Source organism: Cellulosimicrobium cellulans, from assembly GCF_016921195.1.
GTDB lineage: Bacteria > Actinomycetota > Actinomycetes > Actinomycetales > Cellulomonadaceae > Cellulosimicrobium > Cellulosimicrobium cellulans_F.
In genome coordinates, this window is sequence record NZ_JAFGYF010000008.1 from 102764 (window position 1) to 116495 (window position 13732).

The following is a 13732-nucleotide window of genomic DNA, read 5'->3' on the forward strand; positions in this document are numbered from 1 at the left end:
GTGGGTCGATCGATGATACGCACGCGCCCCGCGGTCCGGCCAAGCCCGTCCCGCCATGCGGGCCGGACCGTCGGCACGGGCGTCACGCGTCGGGCAGCACGCGCGCCCGGGGGCCGGCGACGACGACGTAGCCCAGCCCGACGACGGCGGCCCCGCCGACGAGGTTGCCGAGGCCCACCCAGGTGAGGTTGCGGGCGAAGTCGGCCCACGTCGTCGGGCCGAGCCCTCCGAGGAGGCCGAGCGAGAAGGTCGTCATGTTGGCGACCACGTGCTCGAAGCCGGAGGCGATGAACGCGAGGACCGCCCAGAACAGGACGATCGCCCGGCCCGCCTCGGAGCGCAGGCGGCCGCACGCCCAGATCGCGGCGCACACGAGGAGGTTGCACAGCACGCCGCGGAAGAAGAGCTCACCACCGGTCTCGTGGGCCTTCGCACGCAGCATGGCGGCGACCATCTCCCCCGCAGCCGCGTTGGAGCGGAGCACCCCGGCCCTCGTGACGGCGAACGCGAAGAGCATGGAGCCGGCGAGGTTGCCGACGAGGCTCAGGCCGAGGGTGAGGACGGCGTCGCGCACCCGGACGGCGCCCGTCGCGACGCCCTGGGCGAGGATCATCATGGCGGACGTCACGAGCTCGGCACCCGCGAAGACGACGAGGGTCAGCGCCGCGGCGAACACGCCGCCCGCGACGAGCCGCTCCCCCGGCGACCCCGCCGCGAGGAAGGGCCCGGCCGTCGCGACCATGAGCACGACGCCGACGCCGACGTACGCGCCCGCGAGCATCGCGGCGACGAGGTAGCGCGCCGGCCGTCTCGCCGATCCGGCCTTCTTCCGGGCCGCCTCCGACTGGGTGGACAAGGCCTGGGCGAGGGTCTGCACGACCTCGATCCTCGCCGGCGCCAAGCCGCCGGGGCCAGGGCCCGTGGTCGCGACCGCGAGGGACCGAAGGTCCGAGGGCCGGCGGGCGCTGGACCGGGGAGGGACCGCACCGCGGCCCCTCCCCGGCAGACCGTGCGGTCAGCGCATCTTGCGCCGGTAGATCGCGACGGCCCACGCGTACGCGACGGCGAGGATCCCGACGAGCCACGCGAGCGCGACCCAGATGTCGGAGCCGACGGGCTGCGCGCCGAACAGCGCGCGCAGCGTGTCGACGATCGCGGTGACCGGCTGGTTCTCCGCGAACCACGCGACCGGGGCCGGCATGGTATCCGTCGGGACGAACGCGGAGCTGATGAACGGGAGGAAGATCAGCGGGTAGCTGAAGGCCGACGCGCCGTCGACCGTCTTGGCCGAGAGGCCGGCGACCACCGCGAGCCACGTCAGGGCGAGAGTGAACAGCACGAGGATCCCCAGCACGGCGAGCCAGGCACCCGCCGACGCGTCGGTGCGGAACCCCATGAGGAGCGCGACGCCGACGACGATCGTCACCGAGACGAGGTTCGCGACGAGCGACGTGAGCACGTGCGCCCACAGGACGCTGGACCGCGCGACGGGCATCGACTGGAAGCGCTCGAAGATGCCGCCCTGGAGGTCGAGGAAGAGGCGGTACGACGTGTACGCGATGCCCGAGGCGACGGTGATGAGCAGGATGCCGGGCAGCATGTAGTCGATGTACGACCCGGCGGCGCCGGTGTCGATCGCGCCGCCGAGGACGTAGACGAACAGCAGCATGAGCGCGATCGGCGTGACCGCGGTCGTGATGATCGTGTCCGGGCTGCGCAGGATGTGGCGCAGCGAGCGACCGGTCAGGACACGGGTGTCGGCCAGGGCGTGCGTGGTCATCGGAGCTCCTCTCCGGCGGGCTGGGCGCCCTCCGCGGTCTCGGGGGTCGTGGAGTCCTCGCCGGTCTCGCCGACGAGCGTGAGGAACACGTCCTCCAGGGACGGCTGCTTCTCGACGTACTCGACCTGCGCGGGCGGCAGGAGCGCCTTGAGCTCGGCCAGCGTGCCGTTCTGGATGATGGTGCCGCGGTGCAGGATCGCGATCCGGTCGGCGAGCTGCTCGGCCTCGTCGAGGTACTGCGTGGTGAGCAGGACGGTCGTGCCTCCCTGGGCGAGCTGGCGCACCGTGGCCCAGACCTCGATCCGGGCCTGCGGGTCCAGACCGGTGGTGGGCTCGTCCAGGAAGATGACCGGCGGGTCGCCGATCAGGCTCATCGCGATGTCGAGGCGCCGGCGCATGCCGCCCGAGTACGTCCCCGCCCGGCGCGAGCCCGCGTCGGTCAGCGAGAAGCGGGCGAGCAGGTCGTCCGCGACCTGGCCGGGGTTCTTCAGGTGGCGCAGGCGGGCGACGAGCACGAGGTTCTCCCGTCCGGTGAGGACCTCGTCGACGGCGGCGAACTGCCCGGTCAGGGAGATCGACTCCCGGACCTGCCCGGGGTGCTCGACGACGTCGTGGCCGTGGATGCTCGCGGTCCCCGCGTCGGGCGCGAGCAACGTCGACAGGATGCGCACGAGGGTCGTCTTGCCCGCCCCGTTGGACCCCAGCAGCGCGAAGATGCTGCCCGGGGTCACGTCCAGGTCGACCCCGCGCAGCACACGCAGGTCGCCGAACGACTTCTCGATGCCTCGGACCCGCACCGCGGGCGCGAGGGGCTGGTCGACAGACATGTCCAGGTCTCCGTCTCTCTCAGGTGTGGTTCAGGGCCGGCGGACGACGACGTCGCCGAAGCCGGTGCTGGCGTGGATCTCCGCGGTGGCCTCGTCCTCGACGGGGCCCTCCGTGGGCGTGAGGTGGTTGCGCACGCTGCCGTGCTCGGAGCTCGCGTCGAGGAACGCGGCCGTGCCCTCCGGCACGCCCACCTCGATCGACCCGAACGACGTGGTGAGGGTGACGCTCCCGGACTCGAGCCGGTCGACCCGGATGCCGCCGTGCGCGGACTTGGCGGTGAGCGACCCGAGCACGCGGCTCACGGCGATCTCACCGTGCGCGCCCTGCACGGCGAGCGTGCCCGTGACGACGCCGACCGTCGTCGCGCCGTTGCTGGCCTTGATCGTGCCGTCGCCGGCGATCTCGCTGATGCGCACCGAGCCGGCACTGACCTTGACGTCCGCGGTGCCCGCGACCCGGCCGACGACGACCGACCCGGCCGACGCCTTGAGGTCCAGCCGCTCGACGTCCTCGAGGCGGACGTCCGCGACCGAGAGGGTCATGTCGACGGCGCCGAGGGAGCCCTCGGTGTAGAGCGTGCCCGCCTTGCCGCGCAGGTCGGAGCCGGCGGGGAGCTCGACGGTGATGTCGGCGGTCCCGGCGGCGAACGGCAGGACGAACTGCTTCCACGACCCGGGGTACAGGATGGTGACGGCGTCCCCGTCGCGATCGACCCGGACGTCCTGGGCCGCACGGACGCTGCCGGACTTCGACGGGTCCGTCGGCAGGACCGTCACGACGACGTCGTCACGGTCGCCCGCGACGACGTGCAGGTTGGCGAAGGGCACGTCCACGACGACCGGGACGGGCTGGGGTGCGGGGAAAGTGGGCATGACGGAGCTCCAACGGTGGTGTCGGTGTGGTGTCAGCTGATGGTGGGAGAGGCGGGCGGCGGACCGGGGCCGGTCAGCGCACCCAGCCGGTGACGCGGGCGGAGCCGCGCTGCTGCGGACGGGCCTGCGCGGCCGGGCGTCCGGTGGACTGCTCGAGCGCCGCGGCGACCGCGCGCACGAGCCAGGTGTTGACGGAGACGCCGTCGCGGGCGGCGGCGGTCTCGGCCTGCGTCTTGAGGTGGTCGGGCAGGCGCAGGGTCGTGCGGGTCGTGGCGCCGGACTCGACGTCGGCCGTCCCGCCGGCGAGCGGCGCGACGGGCGGCGCGACGGGCGCCGGGGCGACGCCGTACGCGGGCTCGGCGGGCGCCGTGGCAGCGAGAGCCGGGGCGGCGACGACGAACTCCGGGGCGCCGCCCCGCAGCCGCACGTCGACCGACCCCGGGGCGAGCTCCGCGGAGATCTCGCCCGCCGCAGCCGAGAGCGCGTCGAGCAGGACGAGCCGCACGGCCGCGTCGAGCGGCGCGGTCAGGCGCTCGGCGAGGCGACGGCCGTCGTCCCCGGCGGCGTCCGCGGCGGCGGCGAGGCGGTTCTGGAGGTCGTCGACATACGGGGTGAGGTCCATGACGCCATCATGGCACCACGTGTGGTGTCACTGCAACCCCTGGCGACAACATTATTGACACCACATGACACCAAGGGGTGGTGCCGCCTCGGCGGCGCGGTCAAGCGGTCAGGTCGGCGACGACGTCGTACCCGAGCTTGAGGATGAGCGCCCCCACCACGACGACGAACACGACCCGGACGAACGCGCTCCCCTTCGCGACCGCCATGCGTGCGCCGACGTACGCGCCGAGCAGGTTCGCCCCGCCCATGAGCAGGCCGAGTCCCCAGATCACCGCGCCGTACGGGACGAAGAAGATGAGCGCACCCGCGTTCGTCGCGAAGTTCGCGATCTTCGCGAGCGCCGACGCGGGCAGGAACGCGTACCCGAGGATGCTCACGAGCGCGATGACGAAGAACGTCCCCGTGCCCGGGCCGAGGAGGCCGTCGTACGTGCCGATGACGAGACCGATCCCCGCCGCGGCCCAGCGGTGGCCGTTGCCCTCCCAGCGCAGGTTGGTCGTGTGCCCGAGCCTCGGCTTCGCGATCGTGTAGGCCGCGACCCCGACGAGCACCACGAGGATGATCGGCTTGAAGAGCTCGGCCGGGATGCGTGACGCGAGAGCCGCGCCCCCGATCGCGCCCACCAGCGCGGCGAGCGCCATGGGGCCTGCCGTCCGCAGGTCGGGACCGACCCGCCGGTAGTACGTCGCGGCGCTCACCGACGTGCCCATGATGCTCGCGAGCTTGTTCGTCGCGAGCGCCTGGACCGGGCTGATGCCGGGCACCAGGAGCAGCGCGGGGAGCTGGACGAGACCGCCCCCGCCGACGACGGCGTCGATCCACCCCGCCGTGAGGGCGGCGAGGACGAGCAGGAGGACGGTCAGGCCGTCGATCTCGAGCCCGCCGGAGGCCGGGAGGGAGAAGGCGGGCAGCACCCCCTAGTGGTACCACAGCGCCTGGTTCGCGGTGGTCCTGCGTCCCGGACCGGGTCAGGACTGGAGGGCGTCGTACTCCGCCTCGGCGGCGACGTCGTCCTCGACGTCGAGGCGCAGGTGCGCGAGCGCGAGCTGCAGCACGCGCAGCGCGCTCGCCGCGCGCTCCCCCCACAACGAGACGTAGGAGAACTGCCACCACCACAGGCCCTCGAGCTCGCGACCGCCGTCGTGGTGCTGGAGCCCCTTCGCGAGGCACTCGGCGACGCACGCGAGGTCGCCCGAGAGCGACGCGGCGCCGACCTCGGCGCCCACGAGCGGGTCCGTGATCTCCGCGTAGTCGTCGAACCCATCGAAGAGCCGGGCGAGCGCGGTCCGCAGCGGGTCCACGTCGGTGTCGCGACCGGCGTCGGGCTCGAAGCGCTCGACCGGGACGACGTCGCCCATCGCCCCGAGCCGCGCGCCCGCGGCGAGCGCGTCGGACAGCGCGAGCAGCAGCAGGGGCAGCACGGCCCCCGGTGCGGCACCGGACGCGACCTGGGTCGTCGTCGTGAGGAACGCGCGCGCCTGCGCGGCCATGCCCTCGGCGATCTCCCGGAGGTCGGGGTCGTTCTCGATCTCCCCCATGCGCGCCACCCTTCCCGTCAGCCGCCGACCAGGCGTCGGCCCTCGAACGCCCGGCCGAGCGTCACCTCGTCCGCGTACTCCAAGTCTCCACCGACCGGCAGCCCGGACGCGAGGCGGGTCACGCGCAGGCCCATGGGGCCCAGCATGCGCGCGAGGTACGTCGCGGTGGCCTCGCCCTCGACGTTGGGGTCGGTCGCGAGGATCACCTCGGTCACCTGGCCGTCGGCGAGGCGCGCCATGAGCTCGGCGATCCGCAGGTCGCCCGGACCGACGTTCTCGATCGGGTTGATGGCACCCCCGAGCACGTGGTACCGCCCGCGGAACTCGCGCGTGCGCTCGATCGCGACCACGTCCTTGGGCTCCTCGACGACGCAGATCACCTCGGGCGACCGGCGCGGGTCCGCGCAGATGCGGCACTGCTCGGACTCCGCGACGTTGCCGCACGTCTCGCAGAACCGCACGCGCGCCTTCACCTCGGTCAGCGCGTCGGCGAGCCGCCGCACGTCCGCGGCGTCCGCGGCGAGCAGGTGGAACGCGATGCGCTGCGCGCTCTTGGGCCCGACGCCGGGAAGCCGGCCGAGCTCGTCGATCAGGTCCTGGACAGCGCCTTCGTACACTCCCCCAGCCTACGGGTCGCGGCCGCGCAGCAGGACGACGCCGCGGGCACGGCGGCGCGGGTCGTCAGGACGCGACGATCTCGACCTCGAAGCCGTCGACGTCCTCGAGGTAGGCGGCGTAGTGGTCGTCCCCGCCGGCGAACGGGTGGCGGTCCTCGTACAGCAACGACCACCCGTGGTCGCTCGCTCGCGCGACGACGTCGTCCACGTCCCCGCGAGAGCCGCCGTGGAAGGCGAGGTGGTTGAGGCCCGGTCGCAACCGGTCGTGCTCACCGGCGACGAGGGCCGCGCTCTGCTCGACCACGACGTACGTCCCGCCGAGCCGCCAGGACCGACCGCGCTCCCAGCGCTGATGGGGCGCATACCCGAGCTCTGCCAGGAGCCAGCCCCACGAGCGCTCCGCGCGGGCCAGGTCCGGCACCCAGAGCTCGACGTGGTGCAGGCCACCCCGGGTCACCATCAGACCCCCTGGTCCTGGATCTCCTCGATGATCTTCCCGTCCAGCAGGCTCACGACGAGCGCCGTCCCGACCAGGCCGGTGGAGACGATGTCCGGGTCGTCCGCGGAGGGGAGGTCGTCCATCGGGTCGACCGTCGACGGAGCGGCCCGCCGGGCCTGCTCGTCGCCAGGCCGCGCGGCCCGGGCCGTCGTGGCCGCGGCGATCGCCGCGCGCGCCGCGGAGACCCCGCGCAGCGGCGCTCCCGGCGCACCCGCGCGGGCCGACGGCTCCTGACGCGGCGGCGTCGCGGGCGTGGCCGGGGCGTCCGCGGCCGGGGCGGGGCGGGCGGGCGAGACCGGTGCCGACGCGACGGGCGCGGTACGTACCGCAGGCGCCTGCTCGAGGACGGGCTCCGGCTCGGGGCCGTCGTCGAGGTCCGCCGGAGGCTCGGCCGGCACCCCGGCGAGCCAGGCCTCGTCGGCGGCGTCGACGCGACCGTCCGGCGCGGGTACCGACGCCCCGGCGAGCCAGGCCTCGTCGGCGGCGTCCACGACCGGGCCACGCGTAGCCTCCTCCGGGACCGGGCGCTCCTGCAGCGCGACGGCGCCGCGCGGCGCGGGAGCGCTCGCCTCGGCACGCTGTGCCGTCGCCGGCACGGGGCCCGCCCCGGACCCCCCGCCGCTGCTCGGTGCACCGACGACCGCGAGGGTCGCCCCGGGCCCGCCGTCTCCGGAGCCGCCGCCGGCCGGGGAGTGCCGCATCCCGTCCGGTCGCGGCTCCGCGGGAGCGTGACGTGCCGCGGCGGGATCCGGTGACGTCGGCGCCGGAGCCGCGGGCCCCGGCATCGGCGCACGACCGCCGCCGCCCGCCCCGCCCTCGTCCAGGCGCGGCTCGACCCGCACCTGGAGCCCGAGCGTCTGGTAGACGACGTCCTGGACCGCGCCCGTGTGGCGCGACGACGAGAAGGTGCGGGCGAGCCCCGGCGACGGGAACGCGAGGTAGAGGACGTCCGGACCGAGCTCCGCCACCTGCGCGTTCGCGCTGACGAGGGACCACGTCACGGGGCTCGCGCGCAGGTTCTCGAGGACCTCCGGCCAGCGCCGCCGCAGCTCCTCGGTCGTGAGCGCCGGGCTCGCACCGCTGGAGGGAGCGCTCGACGCCGGCTGAGCCGGACGGCTTGTCGCCTGCGCCGCGGGTGCCACCTCGACGCGCGCGGCGGGTGCCCCGTCCTCGCGCGCCGGCGGCACCGCGCCGTCCTGCGCCGCCGGGCCTGCGTGCGGGGCGGCCTCTTCCGCCGGGCCTGCGTGCGCGGCGGGTCGCTCGACCGGGCCGGCCTCCTGGACCGGACCGCCCTGCTGGACCGGACCGGACCGCGCGGCGGGACCGGTCTGCACGGCCGGCTCCGCCGCGAGCTCCGCCGACGACGGGCGCACGGACGCGGAGTCCGGGCGCGCGGGCCCGCCGGCGCTCGACGGGGCGCCGCCATCGCCCTGTCCGGACGGGTTCCCTTGGTCTGGTACCGGTGGGGCGGCGGGTGTCGGCGCCGAGGCCCGTGCGTCCTCGACGGTCCCTGCCGGGGCGGCCGCGGCGGGTCGTGGCTCGGCGGGCTCGGCGCGCTCGGCGGAGGTCCCCGCGTCGGCGGGTGCGGCGGCGCCCGACGGCGGCGCGGCGGAGGTGGGCGACGTGGGCCGGTGGGGGCGCAGCGCGGCACGGACGGCGGCCGCGCCGGTGAGCCCGGACGCCGGTGCGGCCGTCGCCGGAACCTGCCCCACGCCGTCGGGCACCGGGGCACCGGCCGTCCCGGCCCCCGGCGTGACGGCTGCCGGTGCGAGGGCGACCGTGCCCAGCCCCCCGCGCTCGAGGCGGTCGAGGCGCGCGGCGAACCCGGCCGCGCCGTCGTCCGCGCCGGGCAGGAGCAGTCGCGCCATGAGGAGCTCGAGGTGCAGGCGCGGCGACGTCGCGCCCGTCATCTCGGTGAGCGCCGCGTTGACGAGGTCGGCCGCGCGCGAGAGCTCGGCGACGCCGAGGTTCTGCGCCTGGGCGCGCATGCGGGCGAGCTGGTCCGCGGGCTGGTCGCGCAGCACGGCCTGCGCCTCGTCGCCCGAGACCGCGATGACGATGAGGTCGCGCAGGCGCTCGAGCACGTCCTCGACGAAGCGCCGCGGCTCGTGCCCCGTCGCGATGACGTGGTCCACCACGCGGAAGATGCTCGCGCCGTCGCGCGCGGCGAGCGCGTCCACGACGTCGTCGAGCAGCGTCGCGTGCGTGAAGCCCAGGAGCGCGACCGCGCGCTCGTACTCGACGGCGCCGTCCTCCGCGCCCGCGATGAGCTGGTCCATGACGGACAGCGAGTCGCGCACCGACCCGCCGCCGGCGCGCGTGACGAGGGGGACGACGCCGCCGCCGATGGTCACGCCCTCCGCCGCGCACAGCTCCTCGAGGTAGGGCCCGAGGACGTCCGGCGGCACGAGGCGGAACGGGTAGTGGTGCGTGCGGGAGCGGATGGTGCCGATGACCTTGTCCGGCTCCGTCGTCGCGAAGACGAACTTCACGTGCTCGGGCGGCTCCTCGACGAGCTTGAGCAGGGCGTTGAAGCCCTGCGGCGTCACCATGTGCGCCTCGTCGAGGATGAAGATCTTGTACCGGTCGCGCGCCGGGGCGAACGCGGCGCGCTCGCGCAGCTCGCGCGCGTCGTCGACGCCGTTGTGCGACGCCGCGTCGATCTCGACGACGTCGAGGCTGCCCGGGCCGCCGCGCGCGAGCTCGACGCACGAGGGGCAGACACCGCAGGGGGTGTCGAGCGGGTTGTCCGGGGTGTTCTGCGCGCAGTTGAGGGTGCGCGCGAGGATGCGCGCGCTCGTCGTCTTGCCGCAGCCGCGCGGGCCGGAGAAGAGGTAGGCGTGGTTCACCCGGCCGCTGCGCAGCGCCTGCATGAGCGGCGCGGTCACGTGGTCCTGACCGATCACCTCGGCAAAGGTCTCGGGCCGGTAGCGGCGGTACAGGGCGGTGCTCACCCCGGTCACTCTAGACGCCGCGACCCACACGCACGAGGCCGCTCCGCCGTCGGTCCCGCCGATCCCGGCCGGGCCAGGTCAGCGGTGCAGCGCCTTGCGCGCGAGCCAGTTGCCGAGGAGCTGCGCGACCTGGACGATCGCGATGATGACGAGCACCGTCACGACCACGACGCCCCAGTTGTAGCGCTGGTAGCCGTAGACGATCGCGAAGTTGCCGAGCCCGCCGCCGCCGATGATCCCGGCGATGGCCGACATGTCGAGCACCGCGATGAAGAGGAACGTGTAGCCGAGGATGAGCGGCGCGAGCGCCTCGGGCACGAGCACCGTCGTGATGATGCGCCACGACGACGCCCCCATGGCACGCGCCGCCTCGATGACGCCCGGGTCGATCCCCACGAGGTTCTGCTCGACGATGCGCGACGTCCCGAACGCCGTCATCACCGACAGCGGGAAGATGAACGCCTCGGTGCCGAGCGTCGTCCCGACGACCTGGAGCGTCACCGGCCCGAGCAGCGTGACGAAGATGATGAACGGGATCGGCCGCACGATGTTGACGAGCACGTTGAGCACGCCGAACACCCACCGGTTGGCGAGCAGGTTGCCGCGCCGCGTCACGTAGAGCGCGATGCCGAGAGCGAGGCCCGCCAACCCGCCCGTGAGCAGGGCGACGGACACCATCTGGAGCGTCTGGCCGAACGACTCGACGAGGATCGGCCACAGCTGGGACCAGTCGCGGTTCATCAGCGGCCTCCGAGGTTGCCGTGGCGGAAGAGGGTCTCGCGGGCGAGGCCGTACGGGTCGCCCAGGTCGCCCCCCGCGTCGTCGGGCGCGTCCCCGCCGCCCGGGTCGGCGTCGAGCCGCGCGACGCGCGGGTCCTCCAGCGGGTGCTCGGCCGTCCCGAGGTCGACGACGTCGGCCCGCTCGGCCAGCGCGACGAGGAAGGGTGCGATGCGGTCCTCGGGCGCCTCGAGCTCGACGGTGAGCGACCCGAACGGCCGCTCCCCCACCTCGGAGATGCCGCCGTAGACGACGGACCCGTCGACGTCGTGCTCGCGCAGCAGGCGGAACAGGTCCGACCCGGTGCTCGCACCCTCCCGGACGCCGACCGTCACGAGCCGGCCCGGATGCCGCTCGCGCAGGCGGGCCAGCGTCTCGCGCGACGGGCGGTCGTGCAGCGCGGTGCCGACGAACCGCTGGGCGGCGTCGGCGCTCGGCGCGGAGAAGACGTCGTACACGTCGCCCGTCTCGACGACCTTGCCGTGCTCCATCACCGCGACGCGGTGGCACGTCGAGCGGACGACCTCCATCTCGTGCGTGATGACCACGATCGTGATGCCGAGCTCGGCGTTGACGCGCCGCAGGAGCGCGAGCACCTCGCGCGTCGTCTCGGGGTCGAGCGCGGACGTGGCCTCGTCGGCCAGGAGGATCGTCGGCTGCGCGGCGAGCGCGCGGGCGATGCCGACGCGCTGCTTCTGCCCGCCCGAGAGCTGGCGCGGGTACGCCCTCGCCTTGTCGGCGAGCCCGACGAACGCGAGGAGCTCGGCGACGCGCGCGGCCCGCTGCTCGCGCGACCAGCCGGCCACCTTGAGCGGGTAGGCGACGTTCCCCGCGACCGTCCGGGACGACAGCAGGTTGAACTGCTGGAAGACCATGCCGATGCGCGAGCGGACCTCGCGCACGCGGCGCTCGGGCAGCCCGGTGATCACCTGGCCGTCGACGACGACCTCGCCGCTCGTCACGGTCTCGAGCGCGTTGACGAGCCGCACGAGCGTCGACTTGCCGGCGCCCGAGTAGCCGATGACGCCGAAGATCTCGCCGCGGCGGATGCTCAGCGACACGTCGTCGACCGCGTGCACGGCGCCGTCGCCCTCGCCGAACGTCTTGCTCACGTGGCGCAGCTCGATCGCGGGCTGCTCGTCACCGCGCTCGTCGCGGGGGACGTCGGTCACGTCGGGTTCCTCTCGTCGGAGGCCGTGCCTCCGGGCCGGGGCCGCCGGGGATCGCCTGGGGTCGCCAGGTGCATCGCCGGGGCCGCGTGTCGGGGTGTGCCGCTCGTCTGCCATCGTCCTCCCCCGGGCACGGCGGCGCGCGAGGGCGGACGCGACGTGCGCGCCCGCCCTCGCGAGGACGGCGTCAGGAGTTGCGGATGTCGTCCTCGATGCCGGCGAGGATCTCCTGGAGCTCGGCCGGGGTGTTCTCCTTGATGACCGCGGTGCCGCCCGACGCCGTCTTCTCGGCCTCGACGACCTCCGGCGAGTGCGAGATCTCGGCGAGCTTGAGCAGCGTCTCGTCGTCGGCGTCCTCGGCCCGCGCGACCCACACGTTGATGTAGGGCTTGGCGGCGTCGGAGTCGGGGTCGTCCTGGAAGAGCGCGTCCTCGGGCGACAGGCCCGCGTCCTCGACGAAGTCGTTGTTGATGATCGACGCGTCGACCGACTGGAGCTGGATCGGGGTCTGTGCCGCGTCGACCGGCGTGACGGTGACCTTCGAGCTGGGCAGCACGTCGGCCTCGGTGGAGATGGAGCTCCCGCCGTCCTTCAGCTCGACCAGGCCGGCCTCCTGCAGCACGAGGAGCGCGCGGGCGAGGTTCGTCGGGTCGTTCGGCACGGCGACCTGACCACCCTCGGGGATCTCCTCGAGCGACGCGTGCTTGGACGAGTACAGGCCGAGCGGGTAGACGGCGGTCGCGCCGATCGGCCGCAGGTCGTCGCCCGCGTCGACGTTGTAGCCGGCGAGGAACTGGAGGTGCTGGAACTGGTTGACGTCGAGCTCGCCCTGGGACAGCGCCGGGTTCGCCTGCGTGTAGTCCTGGAGGTCGACGAGCTCGATCTCGATACCCTCGGCCTCGGCCTGCTCCTGGAACACCGCCCACTTGTCGTCGGACGCGCCGACGACGCCGACGCGGATCGGGTCCGCGGCGTCACCGCTGGCGGTGCCGCCCGCGGAGTCGTCGCCGCCGCCGCAGGCGGTGAGGGCGAGGGCGGCCGTCGCGGCGATCGCGGTCCAGGTCAGACGCTTGCGGGTGGTCGAGAACGACATGGGGTTCCTTCCGGTGGCGGCGGCGTCGGTCACGGGCGGCGACCGGCGGGGCCGGGGTGCAGGGACGGCCCTGCGAGGGGTGGGGTTCGGGTGCTTCCGGCGGGCCATCAGCCACGCGGCGAGCGGGGGCGTCGACAGGACGACGCGGCAGGTGCGGCGCAGGTCTCCCTGCGGTTCACGACGGCGTCAGCAGCCGCACATTCGCCCGGTGCGCACGCCACGACAGCACGACGTCCCGGCGCAGGACGCTGCGCGCGAGGTCGTGGTGGCGACGTGGTTCCGGGTCATGCGGACATCATGAGCACGCCGACACCCCGCACGCCAATCACCGGCCCGAATCGTCCACGATGCGGACGCGAAAGTGGTCGAATGCCGGAAAGTTCGGTCCTCAGATCGGGACAGAGCGGGCATTCGAGGTCGGCTTCCGGTCCGCCTCTCGCTCGGATCGAGAGATCTGCGCCACACCAGGCCGGCGCGCGCGCCGGTGCCCGCACCGGCCGGCGCCGGCCGGGAACGCGAAGGACCCCCCGCACACCCACCAGAGCTCACCTACCCTTGCTGCCTTCCGGCCCTGGGGGAGTTCGGCGAGATGATGCCGCACGAGGGGTCTGCACCCACCCTAGCCCAGGTCGGCGTCCCACCAGAAACCCGCCCCGCGGCGGGCGATTCGGCCGGGACGCCGCGGTCCGGTATCCTCGTTGCGCTGCTGTCGGTGCGCCCCGCGCGTCCCGGCCGTCGCACCAGGAGGATTCGCCTAGTGGCCTATGGCGCACGCTTGGAAAGCGTGTTGGGTTAACAGCCCTCGGGGGTTCGAATCCCCCATCCTCCGCAGACCGAAGGGCCCGCCGCACTCGCGGCGGGCCCTTCGTCGTCGCCCGGCGCACCGCCCGTGCGCCCGGACCGAAAAGGCCCGTCGCACGGGTGCGACGGGCCTCTCGACGTCCCGACGGTCCGACGCGCCGGGACGTGGCGCCGGCGGTG

The 13732-nt window shown here is 74.3% G+C and carries 13 protein-coding genes, 1 tRNA gene and 1 other RNA gene; 1 reads left to right on the forward strand and 14 read right to left on the reverse strand.

Annotation, left to right across the window (positions count from 1 at the left end; translation table 11 throughout):
- Positions 1-82: 82 nt before the first annotated feature.
- The 14 genes from JN535_RS16015 to ffs form a co-directional block, all read right to left on the reverse strand.
- Positions 83-877 (reverse strand): formate/nitrite transporter family protein, encoded by a 795-nt coding sequence (locus JN535_RS16015; protein WP_205206573.1) that lies wholly within the window; start codon positions 875-877, stop codon positions 83-85.
- A 138-nt stretch (positions 878-1015) separates the two neighbouring features.
- On the reverse strand, positions 1016-1780 hold the full coding sequence (locus tag JN535_RS16020) for an ABC transporter permease (protein WP_205206574.1): 765 nt from the start codon (positions 1778-1780) through the stop codon (positions 1016-1018).
- Positions 1777-2607: an ABC transporter ATP-binding protein gene (locus JN535_RS16025; RefSeq protein WP_205206575.1), complete on the reverse strand. Its 831-nt coding sequence runs from the start codon at positions 2605-2607 to the stop codon at positions 1777-1779. The genes JN535_RS16020 and JN535_RS16025 overlap by 4 nt, the downstream gene beginning before the upstream one ends.
- A 30-nt stretch (positions 2608-2637) precedes the next feature.
- A complete protein-coding gene (locus tag JN535_RS16030; protein WP_205206576.1) occupies positions 2638-3480 on the reverse strand; it encodes a DUF4097 family beta strand repeat-containing protein in 843 nt (280 codons plus the stop codon).
- Between the two features lie 73 nt (positions 3481-3553).
- Complete coding sequence (locus JN535_RS16035; protein ID WP_205206577.1) at positions 3554-4102, reverse strand: histidine kinase; 549 nt, start codon at positions 4100-4102, stop codon at positions 3554-3556.
- A 100-nt stretch (positions 4103-4202) separates the two neighbouring features.
- On the reverse strand, positions 4203-5018 hold the full coding sequence (locus JN535_RS16040) for a TSUP family transporter (protein WP_307868823.1): 816 nt from the start codon (positions 5016-5018) through the stop codon (positions 4203-4205).
- A gap of 54 nt (positions 5019-5072) precedes the next feature.
- Positions 5073-5642, reverse strand: coding sequence for a DUF5063 domain-containing protein (locus JN535_RS16045; RefSeq protein ID WP_205206578.1), 570 nt, complete (start codon positions 5640-5642; stop codon positions 5073-5075).
- Positions 5643-5659: 17 nt separating this feature from the next.
- Complete coding sequence (gene recR / locus JN535_RS16050; protein ID WP_024841680.1) at positions 5660-6259, reverse strand: recombination mediator RecR; 600 nt, start codon at positions 6257-6259, stop codon at positions 5660-5662.
- A gap of 64 nt (positions 6260-6323) precedes the next feature.
- On the reverse strand, positions 6324-6719 hold the full coding sequence (locus tag JN535_RS16055) for a VOC family protein (RefSeq protein ID WP_205206579.1): 396 nt from the start codon (positions 6717-6719) through the stop codon (positions 6324-6326).
- The gene (locus JN535_RS16060) at positions 6719-9712 is read right to left on the reverse strand and encodes a DNA polymerase III subunit gamma and tau (RefSeq protein ID WP_205206580.1); all 2994 of its coding nucleotides are present in this window, start codon (positions 9710-9712) and stop codon (positions 6719-6721) included. The genes JN535_RS16055 and JN535_RS16060 overlap by 1 nt, the downstream gene beginning before the upstream one ends.
- Before the next feature lie 78 nt (positions 9713-9790).
- Entirely contained in the window at positions 9791-10453 is a 663-nt protein-coding gene (locus tag JN535_RS16065) for a methionine ABC transporter permease (protein WP_205206581.1), read from the reverse strand.
- On the reverse strand, positions 10453-11661 hold the full coding sequence (locus tag JN535_RS16070) for a methionine ABC transporter ATP-binding protein (protein WP_374100521.1): 1209 nt from the start codon (positions 11659-11661) through the stop codon (positions 10453-10455). The genes JN535_RS16065 and JN535_RS16070 overlap by 1 nt, the downstream gene beginning before the upstream one ends.
- A gap of 184 nt (positions 11662-11845) precedes the next feature.
- On the reverse strand, positions 11846-12751 hold the full coding sequence (locus JN535_RS16075) for a MetQ/NlpA family ABC transporter substrate-binding protein (RefSeq protein WP_205206583.1): 906 nt from the start codon (positions 12749-12751) through the stop codon (positions 11846-11848).
- A 515-nt stretch (positions 12752-13266) separates the two neighbouring features.
- Positions 13267-13363, reverse strand: an RNA gene (ffs, locus tag JN535_RS16080) — signal recognition particle sRNA small type.
- A gap of 131 nt (positions 13364-13494) precedes the next feature.
- Here ffs and JN535_RS16085 point away from each other — a divergent pair.
- Positions 13495-13580 (forward strand) — tRNA-Ser (locus JN535_RS16085).
- Positions 13581-13732 lie beyond the last annotated feature (152 nt).

Excerpts from the sequence above, each read along its gene's own strand:
- JN535_RS16020 (WP_205206574.1), bottom strand. The coding sequence starts at position 1,780 with ATGACCACGCACGCCCTGGCCGACACCCGTGTCCTGACCGGTCGCTCG.
- JN535_RS16025 (WP_205206575.1), bottom strand. The coding sequence starts at position 2,607 with ATGTCTGTCGACCAGCCCCTCGCGCCCGCGGTGCGGGTCCGAGGCATC.
- JN535_RS16030 (WP_205206576.1), bottom strand. The coding sequence starts at position 3,480 with ATGCCCACTTTCCCCGCACCCCAGCCCGTCCCGGTCGTCGTGGACGTG.
- JN535_RS16035 (WP_205206577.1), bottom strand. The coding sequence starts at position 4,102 with ATGGACCTCACCCCGTATGTCGACGACCTCCAGAACCGCCTCGCCGCC.
- JN535_RS16045 (WP_205206578.1), bottom strand. The coding sequence starts at position 5,642 with ATGGGGGAGATCGAGAACGACCCCGACCTCCGGGAGATCGCCGAGGGC.
- JN535_RS16055 (WP_205206579.1), bottom strand. The coding sequence starts at position 6,719 with ATGGTGACCCGGGGTGGCCTGCACCACGTCGAGCTCTGGGTGCCGGAC.
- JN535_RS16065 (WP_205206581.1), bottom strand. The coding sequence starts at position 10,453 with ATGAACCGCGACTGGTCCCAGCTGTGGCCGATCCTCGTCGAGTCGTTC.
- JN535_RS16075 (WP_205206583.1), bottom strand. The coding sequence starts at position 12,751 with ATGTCGTTCTCGACCACCCGCAAGCGTCTGACCTGGACCGCGATCGCC.